The sequence below is a fragment of the Methylobacterium oryzae genome, assembly GCF_021398735.1.
Taxonomy (GTDB): domain Bacteria; phylum Pseudomonadota; class Alphaproteobacteria; order Rhizobiales; family Beijerinckiaceae; genus Methylobacterium.
Genome location: NZ_CP090349.1, coordinates 1,372,627 through 1,387,075, shown reverse-complemented (window position 1 = coordinate 1,387,075; position 14,449 = coordinate 1,372,627). Strand labels below are relative to the sequence as shown.

At 69.4% G+C, this 14,449-nt stretch carries 13 protein-coding genes and 1 pseudogene; 10 read left to right on the top strand and 4 right to left on the bottom strand.

Annotated features, from left to right (window positions below; translation table 11 throughout):
- The first annotated feature begins 183 nt into the window (after positions 1 to 183).
- From urtB to LXM90_RS06635, 8 genes are all read left to right on the top strand, one after another.
- Complete coding sequence (gene urtB / locus LXM90_RS06670; RefSeq protein ID WP_012322399.1) at positions 184 to 1,110, top strand: urea ABC transporter permease subunit UrtB; 927 nt, start codon at positions 184 to 186, stop codon at positions 1,108 to 1,110.
- A gap of 12 nt (positions 1,111 to 1,122) precedes the next feature.
- Positions 1,123 to 2,295, top strand: coding sequence for an urea ABC transporter permease subunit UrtC (gene urtC / locus LXM90_RS06665; protein WP_234082139.1), 1,173 nt, complete (start codon positions 1,123 to 1,125; stop codon positions 2,293 to 2,295).
- An 8-nt stretch (positions 2,296 to 2,303) separates the two neighbouring features.
- Positions 2,304 to 3,089 carry an urea ABC transporter ATP-binding protein UrtD gene (gene urtD, locus LXM90_RS06660; RefSeq protein WP_012322397.1) on the top strand — a complete coding sequence of 262 codons (786 nt, stop codon included), beginning with the start codon at positions 2,304 to 2,306 and terminating at the stop codon, positions 3,087 to 3,089.
- A 2-nt stretch (positions 3,090 to 3,091) separates the two neighbouring features.
- The gene (gene urtE / locus LXM90_RS06655; RefSeq protein ID WP_234082137.1) at positions 3,092 to 3,856 is read left to right on the top strand and encodes an urea ABC transporter ATP-binding subunit UrtE; all 765 of its coding nucleotides are present in this window, start codon (positions 3,092 to 3,094) and stop codon (positions 3,854 to 3,856) included.
- Between the two features lie 161 nt (positions 3,857 to 4,017).
- A complete protein-coding gene (gene fmdA, locus LXM90_RS06650) occupies positions 4,018 to 5,247 on the top strand; it encodes a formamidase (protein ID WP_012322394.1) in 1,230 nt (409 codons plus the stop codon).
- A 119-nt stretch (positions 5,248 to 5,366) separates the two neighbouring features.
- Entirely contained in the window at positions 5,367 to 5,684 is a 318-nt protein-coding gene (locus tag LXM90_RS06645) for an FmdB family zinc ribbon protein (RefSeq protein ID WP_234082134.1), read from the top strand.
- A 46-nt stretch (positions 5,685 to 5,730) separates the two neighbouring features.
- A complete protein-coding gene (locus tag LXM90_RS06640; protein ID WP_234082132.1) occupies positions 5,731 to 6,786 on the top strand; it encodes an aliphatic amidase in 1,056 nt (351 codons plus the stop codon).
- Between the two features lie 58 nt (positions 6,787 to 6,844).
- Positions 6,845 to 7,414: a ClpP family protease gene (locus tag LXM90_RS06635; RefSeq protein WP_234082130.1), complete on the top strand. Its 570-nt coding sequence runs from the start codon at positions 6,845 to 6,847 to the stop codon at positions 7,412 to 7,414.
- 189 nt (positions 7,415 to 7,603) lie between these two features.
- Here the strand turns inward: LXM90_RS06635 and LXM90_RS06630 are convergent, their stop codons facing one another.
- Both LXM90_RS06630 and LXM90_RS06625 read right to left on the bottom strand, forming a co-directional pair.
- Positions 7,604 to 9,565 (bottom strand): cytochrome C oxidase Cbb3, encoded by a 1,962-nt coding sequence (locus LXM90_RS06630; protein ID WP_234082128.1) that lies wholly within the window; start codon positions 9,563 to 9,565, stop codon positions 7,604 to 7,606.
- Between the two features lie 134 nt (positions 9,566 to 9,699).
- Positions 9,700 to 10,424 (bottom strand): annotated as a pseudogene (locus LXM90_RS06625) (SDR family NAD(P)-dependent oxidoreductase).
- Positions 10,425 to 10,535: 111 nt separating this feature from the next.
- Between LXM90_RS06625 and LXM90_RS06620 the strand changes: the two are divergent.
- The gene (locus LXM90_RS06620) at positions 10,536 to 11,429 is read left to right on the top strand and encodes a LysR substrate-binding domain-containing protein (RefSeq protein ID WP_234082125.1); all 894 of its coding nucleotides are present in this window, start codon (positions 10,536 to 10,538) and stop codon (positions 11,427 to 11,429) included.
- Between the two features lie 10 nt (positions 11,430 to 11,439).
- Here LXM90_RS06620 and LXM90_RS06615 read toward each other — a convergent pair whose 3' ends face one another.
- A complete protein-coding gene (locus tag LXM90_RS06615; RefSeq protein ID WP_205833815.1) occupies positions 11,440 to 12,381 on the bottom strand; it encodes a 2-hydroxyacid dehydrogenase in 942 nt (313 codons plus the stop codon).
- Positions 12,382 to 12,485: 104 nt separating this feature from the next.
- Positions 12,486 to 12,773 carry a hypothetical protein gene (locus LXM90_RS06610; protein ID WP_234082123.1) on the bottom strand — a complete coding sequence of 96 codons (288 nt, stop codon included), beginning with the start codon at positions 12,771 to 12,773 and terminating at the stop codon, positions 12,486 to 12,488.
- 160 nt (positions 12,774 to 12,933) lie between these two features.
- Between LXM90_RS06610 and LXM90_RS06605 the strand changes: the two genes are divergently transcribed.
- Positions 12,934 to 14,406 carry an MFS transporter gene (locus LXM90_RS06605; protein WP_024828057.1) on the top strand — a complete coding sequence of 491 codons (1,473 nt, stop codon included), beginning with the start codon at positions 12,934 to 12,936 and terminating at the stop codon, positions 14,404 to 14,406.
- Positions 14,407 to 14,449: the final 43 nt, after the last annotated feature.

Sequence of the window (14,449 nt, the reverse complement as noted above, 5' to 3'; positions counted from 1 at the left end):
AGGGGCAAATTAGCCCCTCCCCAGCGTCATCGCGAGCGCAGCGAAGCGACCCAGGGCAGCGAGACTTTCCGGCACGAAGCGCGTCCCTGGATTGCTTCGCTCCGCTCGCAAAGACGGCCCGGTTCGCCCGGAGGCCGTGACGAGTCGGCAGAAGACGCACTCCTTTTGCGGAAGACCGAAACCATGCTCGGCGACTACTCCCTCGGCGACCTCGGCGCGATCTTCGCCATGCAGGGCTTCGCAGGCCTGATCCTGTTCTCCGTCTACCTGCTGATGGCGCTGGGGCTCGCGATCATCTTCGGCCAGATGGGCGTGATCAACATGGCCCACGGGGAGTTCATGATCCTCGGCGCCTACGTCACCTATCTCTGCTCGACCTTCTTCCAGACCTACCTGCCGGCGCTCTTCCCGATCTATTTCTTCATCGCGATGGGGCTGGCATTCCTCGCCTCCGGGGCTCTGGGCATGCTGGTGGAATGGGGCCTGATCCGGTTCCTCTACAAGCGCCCGCTCGACACGCTGCTCGCCACCTGGGGCCTCTCGCTGATCCTCCAGCAGGCCTACCGGTCGATCTTCGGCGCCCGCGAGGTCGGCGTCGAGCTGCCGTCCTGGCTGATCGGCTCGGTGCAGGTCACCGACACGATCGAGATCCCGATCAACGGCCTGTTCGTCATGGCCGTCACCATCCTGATCACCGTCAGCGTCGCGCTGCTGATCTTCCGCTCGCGCTTCGGCCAGCAGGTCCGCGCCGTCATGTCGAACCGCGCCATGGCGGGGGCGGTGGGCATCGATACCGAGAAGGTCGACCGCTACACGTTCGGCCTCGGCTGCGGCATCGCCGGCATCGCCGGCTCCGCCTTCACGATGATCGGCTCGACCGGGCCGACCTCCGGCCAGCTCTACATCGTCGACACCTTTCTGATCGTGGTGTTCGGCGGCGCCGCGAGCCTGCTCGGCACCATCGCGTCGGCCTTCTCGATCTCCCAGACGCAGTCGACCCTGGAGTTCTTCCTCTCCGGCTCGATGGCCAAGGTCATCACCCTGCTCGCGGTGGTCGGCATCCTGATGCTGAGGCCGCAGGGCCTCTTCACCCTCAAGGTCCGGCGCTGAGGATTTTCGACCATGACGAACCCGGTCCAGACCCTCACCAAATCCGTCACCGTCAACGACAACCCGTTCATGAAGCCGGTGGAGTGGCTGAGCCTCTGCCTCCTGGCCGGCGTGATCCTGGTCGTCCTGCCGCTAGTGCTCGACAGCTTCCGCCTCAACCTCGTCGGCAAGTACCTCACCTACGCGTTCGTCGCCCTCGGTCTGGTGATCTGCTGGGGCTACGCGGGCATCCTCTCCCTCGGCCAGGGGGTGTTCTTCGGCCTCGGCGGCTACTGCATGGCGATGTACTTGAAGCTGGAAGCTTCGAGCATCGAGAATACAAAGATCCAGTCCACGCCCGGGATCCCGGACTTCATGGACTGGAACCAGATCACCGCGCTCCCCTGGTTCTGGCAGCCGTTCAAGAGCCTGCCGCTGACACTGATCCTGGCGGTGGCCGTCCCGGTCCTGTTCGCAATGCTGATCTCCTTCGCGATGTTCAAGCGCCGGGTCGGGGGCACCTACTTCGCCATCATCACCCAGGCGATCGCGGCGATCCTGACCATCCTGATCGTCGGCCAGCAGGGCTACACCGGCGGCATCAACGGCATCACCGACCTGCGCACCCTCCACGGCTGGGACATCCGCTCCGACTCGGCGAAGTTCATCCTGTACTTCGTCAACGGCGGCCTGCTGATCGCCTGCATCCTGGCGGCGCAGTACGTGAAAAAGTCGAAGCTCGGCCGCATCCTCGTCGCCATGCGCGACAAGGAGGACCGGGTCCGGTTCTCCGGCTACTCGGTGGCGGGCTTCAAGGTCTTCGCCTTCTGCTTCGCCGCCGGACTGGCGGCGATCGGCGGCGCGATGTTCACCCTGCAGGTCGGGTTCATGTCGCCCTCCTTCGTGGGCATCGTCCCGTCGATCGAGATGGTGATCTACGCCGCGGTCGGCGGGCGCCTGTCGCTGTTCGGCGCGGTCTGGGGCACGCTGCTCGTCAACTGGGCCAAGACCAGCTTCTCCGAGAGTTTTCCGGATCTCTGGCTGTTCGGCCTCGGCGCCCTGTTCATCGCGGTGGTGCTGGCCTTCCCGAACGGTCTCGCCGGGATCTGGCGCGAGCACATCGAGCCCCGCCTCACCCGCCGGGTGAAGGCGTTGCGCGCCCCGCCGCCCGCTATCGTCCCGCCCCACGGCACTCCGGCTGAGTGAGTCCCTCCATGAATGCCGCGATCCTCTCCTCCCCCGTGGTCGGCGCCGAGGCGGCCCCGCCCGACTACCTCCTCGCCGTCGAGGCGCTCACGGTCTCGTTCGACGGGTTCAAGGCGGTGAACGACGTGTCGTTCTACGTCGATCCGGACGAGATCCGGGTGATCATCGGCCCGAACGGCGCCGGCAAGACCACGGTCCTCGACCTGATCTGCGGGCGCACCCGGGCCAGCGCCGGCTCGATCAAGTACAAGGGCCAGGAACTGACCAAGCTCTCCGAGAGCGCGATCGTGCAGGCCGGCGTCGGCCGCAAGTTCCAGACGCCGTCGATCTACGACGACCTGACGGTGTTCGAGAACCTGGAGATCTCGTTCCCCCGCGGCCGCTCGGTCTTCGGCGCCCTCACGTTCAAGCGGGACGCTGAGGTCCGCGACCGCATCCACGCCATCGCCGAGACGATCTTCCTGAAGGACCAGCTCAGGGAGCGGGCCGAGTTCCTGAGCCACGGCCAGAAGCAGTGGCTGGAGATCGGGATGCTGCTGATCCAGGACCCGGAATTGCTGATGCTCGACGAGCCGGTGGCCGGGATGAGCGTCGGCGAGCGGATCAAGACCGCCGAGCTGCTCAACCAGATCATCAAGGGCCGCTCGGTGCTGGTGATCGAGCACGACATGAAGTTCGTCGAGGACATCGCCCACCGGGTGACCGTCCTGCACCAGGGTAAGGTGCTCTCCGAAGGTTCGATGGAGCGGGTCAAGAACGACCCGAAGGTCATCGAAGTGTATCTGGGACATTGACGATGGCGTCGCTCCAGACTGCGCACATCCCCGGCGTCCAGGCGCCCCCGCCGACCGCGGCCCCGTCCGCGACGCCGGCCCTCGCCGTCGAGGACCTGCACGCCGCCTACGGCCAGAGCGAGGTCCTGCACGGGCTGACCTTCTCGGTGGCACCGGGCGAGATCGTCGCCGTGATGGGCCGCAACGGCATGGGCAAGACCACGCTCATGAAGACCCTGATGGGCCTCGTGCCCGTCAAGGCCGGGTCGATCCAGGTCGAGGGCGCGGACGTCGCCGGGCTGAAGAGCCACGCCCGGGTCGCCAAGGGCCTCGCCTACGTGCCGCAGGGCCGGATGATCTTCTCGACCATGACGGTCCAGGAGAACATCGAGACCGGCCTGACGGTCACCGGCACCCGCAAGGTGCCCCAGGACCTCTACGACATGTTTCCGGTCCTGCTGGAGATGAAGGGCCGGCGGGGCGGCAACCTCTCGGGCGGGCAGCAGCAGCAGCTCGCCATCGCCCGGGCGCTGGCGAGCCGACCGAAGGTCCTGCTCCTCGACGAGCCCACCGAGGGCATCCAGCCCTCGATCATCCGCGAGATGGGTCGGACTCTCAAAAAGATCCGCGACGCGCGCGGCCTCTCCATCGTCGTGTCCGAGCAGGTCCTGAGCTTCGCCCTCGACGTCGCCGACCGGGTGATCGTGCTGGAGAACGGCGCCATCGTCCACGAGGCGCCGCGCGACGGGATCGACGAGGCCGCCGTCGCCCGGTTCCTCTCGGTCTAGCCGCCGAACGCTTCGTGCGGGCCGTCATCGCGAGCGCAGCGAAGCGACCCAGGGCAGCGCGAGGCGTCAAGACGGAGCGCCGCTGGATCGCTTCGCTGCGCTCGCGATGACGGCAGCGCCAAAGATTTGACCAACATAATCGCAGCAGGGAGTCGTAAAAAATGCCCGAGACGCTGATCAAGGTCGATCTGACGCAGTCGGCCTATGACAACGACATGGTGCACAACCGCTGGCACCCCGACATCCCCATGGTCGCCTACGTGAAGCCGGGCGCGGACTTCATCGTCGAGACCTACGACTGGACCGGCGGCTTCATCAAGAACAACGATTCCGCCGACGACGTGCGCGACATCGACCTGTCGATCGTGCACTTCCTCTCAGGCCCCATCGGCGTCGAGGGCGCCGAGCCCGGCGACCTGCTGGTGGTCGACCTCCTCGACATCGGCGCCAAGCCCGAGAGCCAGTGGGGCTTCAACGGCTTCTTCTCGAAGAAGAACGGCGGCGGCTTTCTCACCGAGCACTTCCCGCAGGCCCAGAAGTCGATCTGGGACTTCGAGGGCATGTTCACAAAGTCGCGCCACGTCCCGGGCGTGCGCTTCCCCGGCCTGATCCATCCCGGCCTGATCGGCTGCCTGCCCGACCCGAAGATGCTGGAGACCTGGAACACCCGCGAGAAGGCGCTCTACGACACCGACCCGGAGCGCGTGCCGGCGCTCGCCACCCTGCCCTTCGGGCCGACCGCCCACATGGGCCGCCTGAAGGGCGACGCGAAGGACGCGGCCGCCGCCACCGGCGCCCGCACCGTCCCGCCCCGCGAGCACGGCGGCAATTGCGACATCAAGGACCTGTCGCGCGGCTCGAAGATCTACTTCCCGGTCTACGTCCCCGGCGCCGGCCTCTCGATGGGCGATCTCCACTTCAGCCAGGGCGACGGCGAGATCACCTTCTGCGGCGCCATCGAGATGGCCGGTTGGGTGCATCTCAAGGTCGAGCTGATCAAGGACGGCATGGCCAAGTACGGGATCAAGAACCCGATCTTCAAGCCGTCGCCGATCACGCCGAAATACGACGATCACCTGATCTTCGAGGGCATCTCGGTCGACGAGAGCGGCGGCCAGCACTACCTCGACGTGCACATCGCCTACCGGCAGGCCTGCCTGAACGCGATCGAGTATCTGAAGAAGTTCGGTTACTCGGGCGCGCAGGCCTACTCGATCCTCGGCACCGCGCCGGTCCAGGGCCACATCTCGGGCGTCGTCGACATCCCGAACGCCTGCGCGACGCTCTGGATACCGACCAAGATCTTCGAGTTCGACATCAACCCGGGCGCCGACGGACCGACCAAGTTCCTCGACGGCTCGATCCAGATGCCGCTCTCGCCGGATCTATGATGGATCGTTCGGCACGTCCGGCCTGACCGAACGCGACCTGCCCCCTCTCCCGCACGGGAGAGGGGACCCGCGCTGGACCCGACCGCTTTCTGAACCGGCAGCCTTCCTGAGAGCACCCCATGCCCGTCTACGACTACGCCTGCGAGGCCTGCGGGCCCTTCACGGTGATGCGGCCGATGGCGGAGTTCCGCGAGCCGCATGCCTGCCCGGATTGCGGCGGCGCGAGCCCGCGGGCCTTCCTCACCGCGCCGCGCATCGCCGGCATGGATGCGGGCCTCAGGACCGCCCACGCCACCAACGAGCGCAGCCGCCACGCGCCCAGGCGCTCCGCCAGTCACGGGGCCGGCTGCGGCTGCTGCTCACCCAAGAAGGCCGCTGCCGCCCCGGCGGCCGCCAAGAGCTTCCCGAAGGCGCGGCCCTGGATGATCAGCCACTGAGCCGCCCTCAACCGGGGGACGATCAAGGTCAGGAGGACATCACGCCATGATGCACGGAGACATCTCGTCCAGCCAGGACAGCGTCGGCGTCGCCGTCGTGAACTACAAGATGCCGCGCCTGCACACCCGCGCCGAGGTGCTGGAGAACGCCAAGGCGATCGGCAAGATGATCGTCGGCATGAAGACCGGCCTGCCTGGCCTCGACCTCGTGATCTTCCCCGAATACTCGACCCACGGCATCATGTACGACGCCGCGGAGATGTACGAGACCGCCTCGACGGTCCCGGGCGCCGAGACCGAGGTCTTCGCCGCCGCCTGCCGGGAGGCCAAGGTCTGGGGCGTGTTCTCGCTCACCGGCGAGCGCCACGAGGAGCACCCGCACAAGGCGCCCTACAACACCCTGATCCTGATGAACGACCAGGGCGAGATCGTCCAGAAGTACCGCAAGATCATGCCCTGGACCCCGATCGAGGGCTGGTACCCGGGCGACCGAACCTACGTGTCGGACGGGCCGAAGGGTCTGAAGATCAGCCTGATCATCTGCGACGACGGCAACTATCCCGAGATCTGGCGCGACTGCGCCATGCGGGGCGCTGAGCTGATCATCCGCTGCCAGGGCTACATGTACCCGGCGAAAGAGCAGCAGGTCGTCATCTCGAAGGCGATGGCCTTCGCCAACAACACCTACGTGGCGGTGGCCAACGCGGCGGGCTTCGACGGCGTCTACACGTATTTCGGCCACTCGGCGATCATCGGCTTCGACGGCCGCACGCTCGGCGAGTGCGGCGAGGAGGAGATGGGCATCCAGTACGCGGCCCTGTCGAAGTTCCTGATCCGGGACTTCCGCGCCCACGGCCAGTCGGAGAACCACCTCTTCAAGCTCCTGCACCGCGGCTACACGGGCATGATCAACTCGAAGGAGAACCGGCACGGGATGTCGGAATGCCCCTACGACTTCTACCGGCGCTGGATCGAGGATCCCGACGGGACCCGCGACGCCGTCCGGGCCATTACCCGCCAGAGCGTCGGCACGGAGGAATGCCCGATCGAGGGTATCCCGTTCGTGGGCAACGGCGCGGGCGCGCCCGACCCGGCGCGCTGACGCCGGGCCAGAGCCGCGGGACGAGTGGGTCTGGGCCGCTCCATCGATGAGGAGGACCATGGACACGAATCCCCTCGGCCCCACCGCCTTCCGGGCCCCGGCCGTCCTGCTTTCCGGACCGGTCGACTACGACATGTACAAGGACTTCCGCCGCCAGCTCGACGCGGCGGGGGACCGCGACCTCGTCGTCGTCGAGTTGACGACGCTCGGCGGCGACCCGGAGGTCGCCCGGATGATGGGCGAGGACATCCGCTTCAACAGCGCGATGGATCCGAACCGGCGGTTCGTCTTCCTCGGCAAAGCCGCGATCTACTCGGCCGGCACGACCTTCATGAGCTTCTTCGCCCGGCCCAACCGCTATCTCACCTGCGGGACGCGGTTGATGATCCACGAGCGCAAGATGAACAAGCAGCTCCAGGTCGAGGGACCGCTCACCACCTGCATCGCCTCCGTGAAGGCGACGCTCAACGAGATCCTGTGCTCGATCGAGATCCAGAACGAGGGCTTCGCCAACCTGATCCAGGGCTCTGACGTCACCCTCGACGAGGTGCTCGAGAAGGCACCGTCGAACTGGTACCTCGAGGCCGAGGAGGCCAAGCGGCGCGGCCTGATCGAGGCGGTGATCTGAGCCGCGTCTTTGCCAACGCAGTGAAGCAACCCAGGGCGGCGCGACACCGGCGCGCGCGGCGCTGCTGGATCGCTTCGCCCCGCCCGCGAGGACGATGAGATTTCACAGCGCCGGGTAACAGGGCCCGAGGCTGACCAAGACCGGGGTGAGGGTCCGCGACATGGGAGATCCGGCTCGCGGGCGGCGCGGTCAGGGCGTCGCGGCCGGCTCCGTCAGGCGATCGACCGAGAGCAGGTACGCGATCAGCGCCGTCTGCTCTTCGCGCGAGACGCCCGAGCCGGCATCCACCCAGTAGGCGTGCCCCTTGCCGGTCACGCGGGCGATCCGCGCCGTGTCCGAGGCCGCGTTGGCGGCGATCACCTTCGCCCGGAGATCCCGGTCGACCAGGGCGCGCAGGCTGTTGGCGGGATCGGGGGTGACGCCCCGGTACAGCGTGCCCGGGACGCCGAGCTGGCCCTCGGCATCGGGACCGACCGCGACGCCGGAATCGTGCAGGTACGGCGCCGTCCAGGCGAGGCCCACGAGATTCGGCACCTTGTAGCCGCCCTCCGTGCCCCCCTGCCCCCAGGCGAGCTGCACCTGGGCGAGGGCGTCGCCCGCGAGCGGCACCGGGACGATGACCGGGTCGGCCGGGGTCGGGAACGGCGTGTCGGCGGCGAACATCGCCGGCGCCGACAGGCGCGCCTCCATCTTGGCGCCCGCCCGCGCCCGGGTCGGCTCGGTACCGATCTCGGCCTCCGGTACGACCCGGTGGTTGGTGAGCGCCGGGCCGGAATGGCAGCTGCCGCAGCCGGCCTTCTCGAACACCGCGCGGCCCGCGCGGACCCGGTCGGGATCCTGCCCGGCGGCCGGCGGGTGCAGCAGGTTCTGGAAGGCCGACATGGCGTTGTTGGCGTGGTTGACCGGCTCCCCGGGCACGGACGTGAACAGGCCGTTGTCGGTGACGTAGTTGGTCGCCGGATAGGTCGGCAGCACCGCGTAGCTATTCAGCCCCGGCGAGGCCGGGGTCGGATCGACGCTGCGCAGCACCTCCGACGGGCTCCGGCCGCCGTCGGGCCTGTAGCGGAACGCCTCCGTGGCCGAGCCGCGCAGCACGATCCCGAGATACGTCTCGGGATCCATGCCGAACAGCCAGGGCGCGGCGGCGGCGAGCTGGGTCGTGTCGGAATTAGCCGCGTGGACGTTGTTGTTGAGCGAGGACAGGCCCGCGAAGGGCCCGATCGCCTCGCGCCCGCTCCAGCTGTAGGGCTCGCCGTGCGCCGAGAAGCTTGACGGGATCGAGGTCGGGTTGGTGACCCGGTCGGCGGACGAGTCGAAGCTGCCCGGCGGCCAGCTCGCCACCTGCACCTTCGTGGCCGCCTCGACGGAAGCGGCGTCCGGGAGCGCCGGCCCCGTGCCGGTCGAGCCGGTATGCTGCGGTTCAGCGGGGGGCTTGGCATCGGCCTCCGGCACGCTGGCGTGCATGAAGTAGGCCGAGGAGTTCTTCGCGAGTGCCATCAGCAGGCCGGCATTGAGGTCGGTGTTGGGCGCGCCCTCTACGACCCTGCCGGTGCCGGGATCGACCGCCGCGTGGCACAGGGCGCAGGTGATCCCCATGCGCAGGTGGCCGCGGTCGTAGAAGGTCTTGATCCCGATGATGAAGGCGCCGCCCTTCGGCACGTCGAGCCCGGTCGGGACCAGCTCGCCCGCCCGGTAGACGCGGTCGCCGACGCGCACGTCCCTGGCCATGGCAACTTTGAGATCGGTGGTGCCCTGGCCACCGAGCTTGGCCACCGCCAGGGCGACCTGCGTGGGAGTCAGGCCGCCGTCGAGCATGCCCATGACGTCGGTGAGGAAGACCTCGTTGCCGAACGTCTCCTGATAGAAGGCCTGCCGGCCGCGCTCGACCATGGCAGGATCGATCGCGACCGCACCGGTCTTCGGCGAGAGTTCCTTCCGTCCGGCCTCGGTGCCGCTGAGCCGGTCGGCCTCCGCGCGCGAGACGCGGCGGCCGAGGATGTCGAAGGCGGTCTGGATCGGGTAGCGGTCCGGGTTGAGCAGGTCCGCCCGGTCGGGCATCGGCGCGTAGCTGAAGCGGCCGACGCCCAGGGCGACGCCGGCCGCGACGGTCACCAGACCGGCGGTGATCAGGATGCGGCGCGGCCAGCCCATGGAAACCGTTTGTCCTTCCCGGCGCCCGCCCGCGAGGAAGCGGGACCGGAGGGCCGGGCCTTTAACCGCCGGCCATTGCCAGGGTTCACGGGGGCGGCCGGGACCGGGTGTCGCGTCCCGGCCGCCCCGAACCCTCAGATCTGGACCTGCCCGCCGTCGGCGAACAGCTCGACGCCGTTGACGAAGCTCGCCGCGTCCGAGGCGAGGAACAGCACCGCCTGGGCGATCTCCTCGGGCCGGCGAGGACATCCTTGGTGGCCGCCGCCTGATCGCCGCCGCCGAAGAGCTCGTCGAGGCCGGCGGTCTCGGTCACGCCCGGGCTGATCGTGTTCACTCGGATGCGCCGGTCCTTCAGGTCGAGGATCCAGTTCCGGGCGAAGTTGCGCACGGCCGCCTTGGTGGCCGAGTAGACGCTGAAGGCCGGCGTGCCCGAACTGCCGGTGGTCGATCCGGTGAGGACGATCGCGGCTCCGTCCCGCAGGAGCGGCAGCGCCTTCTGCACGGTGAAGAGCACGCCCTTCACGTTGGTGTCGAAGATGCTCTGATAATGCGCCTCGGTGATCGCGCCGAGCGGCGCGAAGCTGCCGCCGCCGGCATTGGCGAAGACCACGTCGATCTGCGCGTGCTTCTGCTGGACCGCGTCGTACAGGCGGTCGATGTCGGCGAGGTTCGCCATGTCGCCGCGCACGCCCGTGATCCGGCCGCCGATCCGCTTCACCGCCGCGTCGAGCGCCTCCTGGCGGCGACCGGTGATGAACACCGAGGCCCCCTCGTCCACGAAGGCCTGGGCGGTCGCGAGGCCGATGCCGCTGGTGCCGCCGGTCACCACCACCACCTTGTCCTGAAACCTGCCGGTCATCGTCGTTCTCCGCTGTTCGGCGCCGCGCGCGCCGCTGGTCGGAGAGATGCCGCCGGAACGATGGTGCGGGTAGTCGGCGATTGTGGCATCCAGCGTTCCACAGGAGGAACGATGGTCCGCGCCGATCTCAACGACTACGTCTACTTCGCCGAGGTCGTCGCGCATGGCGGCTTCGCCGCGGCCGGCCGGGCGCTGCACCAGCCGAAGTCGAAGCTGAGCCGCCGCATCGCGGCCCTGGAGGCGCGCCTGGGCGCCCGCCTGATCGAGCGGTCGAGCCGGCGCTTCCGCGTGACCGAGGTCGGCCAGGGGTTCTACGAGCGCTGCCGGGCGATGATGCTCGAGGCGGAGCGGGCCGAGGCGCTGGTCGCGGAGGCGCAGACCGAGCCGCACGGGCGGATCCGCATGAGCTGTCCCACGGGCCTCACCGACATCGTCGCGGCGCGCGTCCGCGGATTCCTAGTCCGATACCCGAAGGTGCGGCTGCAGCTGGTCGTGACCGACCGGCCCGTCGACCTGATCGAGGAGCGGATCGACGTGGCGCCGCGGGTCCGACGGGACCTGACGAGCGACGCGTCGCTGACCATGCGCACGCTCGGAACCTCGCGGTGGATCCTGGTCGCCGCGCCGCGGATCGCGCGCGGCCTCGGCCCCGACATCGCCGCGCTCGGCGCGGTCCCGACCCTCGGCACACGCGACGATCCCGGCGAGGCGGAGTGGCGGCTGGAGCACCGGGACGGCACGATCTTCACCCTGCGCCACGAGCCGCGCCTGACCTGCGGCGACTTCGCCGCGCTGTGCGACGCGGCCGCCGACGGCCTCGGGGTCGCGTTCCTGCCCGACCACGCCTGCACCGATGCCGTCGCGGCCGGCCGGCTCGTGCCCGTCTACCCGGACTGGCAGGGTCAGCCCGGGATCGTGCACATCGTCTTCACGACCCGGCGCGTGCTGCCGCCGGCCGTGCGGGTGCTGATCGACCACCTCGCGGCGACATTCCCGAAGCTGTGAGGCGCGCGCCCTAGTATCCGCGCGCCGAGTCGACGCCGTCCGGCACCTGGCCGGTCCGCCGATAGGCCCTCAGGTTGGCCGCCACCGTGGCGGCCGCCGAATCCATGTCGGTCGGCCCCGAGACGTGCGGCAGCACCGTCACGCCGGGATGCGACCACAGCGGCGACTCCGCCGGCAGGGGCTCGACCGCGAAGACGTCGAGCACGGCGTGGGCCAGATGGCACTTGTCCAGGGCGGCGATCAGGTCCTCGGTGACGACGATCGGTCCGCGGGCGAAGTTGATCAGCGCGGCGCCGGGCTTCAGGGCGGCGAGGCGCTCGGCGTTCACGAGGCCCCGCGTCTCCGGCGTCAGCGGCACGAGGCAGACGAGGATGTCGCACCGGCCGAGCATCGCCGGGAGGTCGTCAGCGCCGTGGAACGTCTCGAGGTCCGGCACCGCCTTGGGGCTGCGGCTCCAGCCGACGACGCGGAAGCCGGCTCCAGTGAGCCGCTCCGCCGCCGCGGTCCCGAGCGCCCCGAGGCCGAGCAGGCCCACCGTCGTCTCGGACGGCTTGCGGTAGGCGTGCGGGCGCCAGACCCGGTCCCGCTGCTGGCGGGCGTAGGCCGGCATGTCGCGCTGGAGATAGTAGGTCCAGGCCAGGACGGCCTCCGCCATGGTGCGGGCCATCTCGCGGTCGACGAGGCGGACGATCGGCAGCGGCCGGTCGAAGGCGCCGACGAGCTTCTCCACCCCGGCCCACAGGCTCTGCACCCAGACGAGGCCCGGCAGCGCCGCGACCTCGGCCGGATCGGGGTTGGCCACGACGGCGACCCGCGCGGCCGCCCGGGCCGCGTCGTCCATCGACCGGAACGGGATCAGGCGCTCCTCGGGCATGGCCGCCGAGAGGATCCGCAGGTACTCCGCTTCCTGATCCGGCCCCTTGCACCCGACCAGGGCGATCGCCTCCGCCATCCGCATCCTCCGCACCGTACCGCTCCGCCCGTCCACGTGCGGGCGAAGCAGGCGCTGTGCCTGACGGGATCCGGATCGTCGAGATGGGTCGGGCGCCGGCGCGGTCAGCGCGCCTCGATCAGCGCCGGGTAGACGAGGCGGACGTTGCGCCGATCCTCGGGGATCGCGGTCTCCGCCCGCTTGCGGATGCTGCCGGTCGTCGCCGCCACGACGGGCTCGGTCGGCCGCAGGCGCCAGCGCTCGGCCGCCTGGATCGCGACGCGGGGCTTGGGCCGTTCGAGGTGCCGGTCCGCGCCCTCGGTGGGAGCGGTCGCGAGGCCGCCGAGCGTCATCGCGGCCAGCAGGGCGTAGCGGGGCCAGGATCGGCGAGACCGGGTGGAGCAGGAGGGCATGGGAGGGGCACCGCGTGGACCTCCCCGTTCTGCGCCGCGCACGTGAAGACGAAATCGAACCGAATCGATTTCCAACCCGTTCCCAACACCTGCCTACAGTCGCGGTAAATGCCCGCTGTCCAGGCACGGTTAAACGGGCGATTTGGGAGGACACGCGGACATGGCGAGCAAGGTCGAGGGGGGATCCGGGACGCCGGAGCGCGCGGAGATCGGCCGCGTGATCGACACCGACATCTCCGCGCGCCTGGACCGGCTGCCCTGGGGCCGCTTCCACGTCCTCGTGATCGTGGCGCTCGGCATCACCTGGGTGCTGGACGGCCTCGAGGTGACCCTCGCCGGCTCCCTGGTGGGCGCGCTGCGCCAGCCGCCGATGTCGTTCTCGGAGTTCGACGTCGGCCTCGCCGCCTCCTGCTACCTCGTGGGCGCCGTGACCGGCGCGATCGGCTTCGGCTGGCTCACCGACCGGATCGGCCGGAAGAAGCTGTTCTTCATCACGCTGGCCCTCTACCTCGTCGCCACGGCGGCCACCGGCCTGTCGTGGAACATCTGGAGCTTCTGCTTCTTCCGCTTCCTCACGGGCGCGGGGATCGGCGGCGAGTACACGGCGATCAACTCGACCATCCAGGAACTGGTCCCGGCCCGGGTCCGCGGCTGGACCAACCTCGTCATCAACGGCTCGTTCTGGATCGGCGCGGCGCTCGGCTCGTTCATGTCGATCGTGCTCCTGAAGCCGGAGGTGATCGACCCGGCCTGGGGCTGGCGCGTCGCCTTCTTCACCGGCGGCGCCATCGGCCTCGTGATCCTGCTCCTGCGCACCTGGATCCCCGAGAGCCCGCGCTGGCTCGCCACCCACGGCTACGCCGCGGAGGCCGACCGCGTCGTCACCGGAATCGAGAAGCGCTTCACCGACGAGGGCGTCACGCTGCCGCCGGTGGACGAGAGCAAGCGCATGAAGGTCCGCACCCGCGACCACACCCCGCTGTCGGAGGTGTTCAAGGCGCTGTTCGTGACGAGCCGCAAGGAAACCATGGTCGGCCTCGCGCTGATGATCGCGCAGGCCTTCTTCTACAACGCGCTGTTCTTCACCTACGCGCTGGTGCTGGAGCGCTTCTATCAGGTGCCCGGCAACCATGTCGGCTGGTACCTGCTGCCCTTCGCGCTCGGCTCGTTCCTCGGCCCGCTGCTGCTCGGGCGGCTGTTCGACACGATCGGCCGGCGCAAGATGATCGCCTTCACGTACGGCATCTCGGCGCTGCTCCTCGCCGGCGTCGGCCTGCTGTTCCGCCTCGACGTGCTCGGGCCGGTCGGCCAGACCGCGGCCTGGATGGTGGTGTTCTTCTTCGCCTCGGCGGCGGCGAGCTCGGCCTATCTCACGGTCTCCGAGACGTTCCCGCTGGAGATCCGGGCCTTGGCCATCGCGGCCTTCTACGCGGTCGGCACCGGCATCGGCGGCGTCTCGGGCCCGCTCCTGTTCGGCACGCTGGTCGAGACCGGCTCGCGCGACTGGGTGCTGTTCGGCTACGGCCTCGGCGCGGTGCTGATGCTCATCGCGGCGGTCGTCGGAGGCATCTGGGGCACCGCCGCGGAGGGCAAGTCCCTGGAGGAGGTCTCGAAGCCGCTCGCGGCGGCCTGAGGGCCGGCCCGGCGCGACAGCGGGACGCGCGCGGAGCGGAGCC

Bases quoted from the DNA above. Each gene is read 5' to 3' on its own strand.
- LXM90_RS06630 (WP_234082128.1), bottom strand. From the start codon at position 9,565: ATGGGCTGGCCGCGCCGCATCCTGATCACCGCCGGTCTGGTGACCGTC.
- urtD (WP_012322397.1), top strand. From the start codon at position 2,304: ATGAATGCCGCGATCCTCTCCTCCCCCGTGGTCGGCGCCGAGGCGGCC.
- LXM90_RS06620 (WP_234082125.1), top strand. From the start codon at position 10,536: ATGGTCCGCGCCGATCTCAACGACTACGTCTACTTCGCCGAGGTCGTC.
- LXM90_RS06645 (WP_234082134.1), top strand. From the start codon at position 5,367: ATGCCCGTCTACGACTACGCCTGCGAGGCCTGCGGGCCCTTCACGGTG.
- LXM90_RS06640 (WP_234082132.1), top strand. From the start codon at position 5,731: ATGATGCACGGAGACATCTCGTCCAGCCAGGACAGCGTCGGCGTCGCC.
- LXM90_RS06635 (WP_234082130.1), top strand. From the start codon at position 6,845: ATGGACACGAATCCCCTCGGCCCCACCGCCTTCCGGGCCCCGGCCGTC.
- urtC (WP_234082139.1), top strand. From the start codon at position 1,123: ATGACGAACCCGGTCCAGACCCTCACCAAATCCGTCACCGTCAACGAC.
- LXM90_RS06610 (WP_234082123.1), bottom strand. From the start codon at position 12,773: ATGCCCTCCTGCTCCACCCGGTCTCGCCGATCCTGGCCCCGCTACGCC.
- fmdA (WP_012322394.1), top strand. From the start codon at position 4,018: ATGCCCGAGACGCTGATCAAGGTCGATCTGACGCAGTCGGCCTATGAC.
- LXM90_RS06615 (WP_205833815.1), bottom strand. From the start codon at position 12,381: ATGGCGGAGGCGATCGCCCTGGTCGGGTGCAAGGGGCCGGATCAGGAA.
- urtE (WP_234082137.1), top strand. From the start codon at position 3,092: ATGGCGTCGCTCCAGACTGCGCACATCCCCGGCGTCCAGGCGCCCCCG.
- urtB (WP_012322399.1), top strand. From the start codon at position 184: ATGCTCGGCGACTACTCCCTCGGCGACCTCGGCGCGATCTTCGCCATG.
- LXM90_RS06605 (WP_024828057.1), top strand. From the start codon at position 12,934: ATGGCGAGCAAGGTCGAGGGGGGATCCGGGACGCCGGAGCGCGCGGAG.